This is a genomic window from Roseixanthobacter psychrophilus, assembly GCF_043195195.1.
Lineage (GTDB): Bacteria > Pseudomonadota > Alphaproteobacteria > Rhizobiales > Xanthobacteraceae > NCEH01.
The window spans coordinates 1-1,953 of sequence record NZ_JBAFWT010000115.1; the positions used below are offsets into that span (position 1 = coordinate 1).

Annotated in this window: 1 protein-coding gene; it reads right to left on the reverse strand. The window is 62.9% G+C overall.

What is annotated here, in order from left to right; translation table 11 throughout:
• Nucleotides 1–73 precede the first annotated feature (73 nt).
• A complete protein-coding gene (gene ltrA / locus V5F77_RS28640) occupies nucleotides 74–1,549 on the reverse strand; it encodes a group II intron reverse transcriptase/maturase (protein WP_429008447.1) in 1,476 nt (491 codons plus the stop codon).
• Between the last annotated feature and the right edge of the window lie 404 nt (nucleotides 1,550–1,953).

Sequence of the window (1,953 nt, forward strand, 5' to 3'; positions counted from 1 at the left end):
ATCGCGGTAGGGACGCCCGTTGCCGAGCGCCCCCCGCACAGATCCACGCGAGCGGCTTTCCCGCACGTGGCTCCTACCTTGGATGTTTGACGGCGAAGCGAACACTTGGCCATGGATGGAGATTGCGGGGCTTGGGGAGATGATCGTCGGCTAACTTCACGATGCGCGCCCAGGCCCCATCGTCCTTTTGGCTGCGCCGCCGAAGCCATCGCTGCCAAAGGCCGATCACCTGATATCTGAACGCCGTGAGCGCTCGGATATTCGTCGGCACCGCGAAGTAGGCGAAGTGGCCGCCTACGATCTGCCTCAGCCATTTCCCCTGTTCGGAGATTGGCCAGTGCATCCGCCGTCGCAACTCGACCTTGATGTCCTGGAGCTTCTTGCGCATGCGGTCGCCACGGGTCTTCCGTTGAAGCTGGAAATGCCCGCGACGCGATTTTCCGCAGATGAACGTGAACCCCAGAAAAGTAAAGGTCTCCGGTTTTCCGAACCCACGATTCTTTCGATTGACCGCCGCGAGGCGACCAAACTCAATCAGGCGGGTCTTGTCCGGGTGAAGCGACAGCGTGAACTCCTCCAACCTTGCGCGCATCGCATCGAGGAAACGACGGGCGTCGTCCTCGCGCTCGAAGCCAACGATGACATCGTCCGCGTAGCGCACGATAATCATTTCGCCTGTGGCGTCGCGCTGTCGCCAGCGATTCGCCCAGAGGTCGAGAACGTAGTGCAGGTAGATGTTGCCGAGGAGCGGTGAGATCACCGAGCCCTGCCCCGTTCCCCTGTCATCCACGGTCACGATCCCATCTTCGAGGATGCCCGCCCTTAGCCATTTCTGGATCAGGCGGATGATGCGCTTGTCGCCGATCCTGTGTTCCAGGAAGCGGAGCAGCCATTCCTGGCTGACCGCCCCAAAGAAGTTCTGGATGTCGGCGTCAATAATCCAGTTCACCTTCCGCTGGTCGATCGCTACACAAAGCGCATCCATCGCATCGTGCGGCCCTCTGCCGGGTCGGAACCCGTAGGAGAAACCACAAAAGTCGACCTCATAGATGGCGTTGAGCACCATGACGGTAGCCCCTTGAACGATCTTGTCTTCCAGGGCTGCAATCGCCAGTGGCCGCTGCCTCCCATCCGCCTTAGGTATGTACGTCCGGCGAGATGGTTGCGGGCGGTATGCTCCCCCGTGGACCCGAGCGTGCAGATCGGCGAGCCAAGGCTCACGATTTGCCTCGTAGTCCCGCCACGTCACGCCATCCACGCCTGGGGCGGCTTTGCGCCGAAGCGCATAGAACGCCATCCGGAGCGTATCGACCGTGATGTGGTGGAGGAGCGCGGTGAACCGCTCCCTCCTTTTCAGCTTAGCGGCTTTCCGTACGCGTTCCAGCGCTTGGGTCACGCGAGCCCGGTCCTGTGCCCGGTGCGTGCTTTGCTGGCCCGCGTTCCCCTCGGTCCCCGGCCTTGGCTCCACCGGCTCCGCCCCCGGTCGCCCGGCTTTGTTCGTCGGCTTCGCAGCTACTGTGCCGGAGTCTGACTTCTCCTGCCCGTTCATCCTCGGCTACGGCTCCTCGCCTTCCCGATGCGGACCGGCGTGGCTGACGCCATCCGGCCAGACAGGAGACCTCCCAGGTTCCGACGCGTTCCTTTTATACGTGATGTGGCCCCAGACCCCGGCAGGGCGACGGCGCCTCGCATAGCGGCGCCGCACGTGTCGCCTTCGACGGATGAGAACGTCTCGGCCCCTGCGATCTTATCATTATCGTGGCTCACTCCCACACCCCGCATAATTGCTGTGTACGCTTCGCCGCGGTCGTCGCCTTCCGCGCCGCAACACTCGCTACCAGGCGGGCGCTACCCCTTTCCTGGGCCGGACTTGCACCGGCTGGAACTCGCCAGCTTGGCCTGGCGCACCTCACCTTGATTGTCGCGCGTTCTCATGCTGATTGCCGCGTCGCA

Coding starts and splice junctions, on each gene's coding strand:
- ltrA (WP_429008447.1), bottom strand. CDS start 1,549: ATGAACGGGCAGGAGAAGTCAGACTCCGGCACAGTAGCTGCGAAGCCG.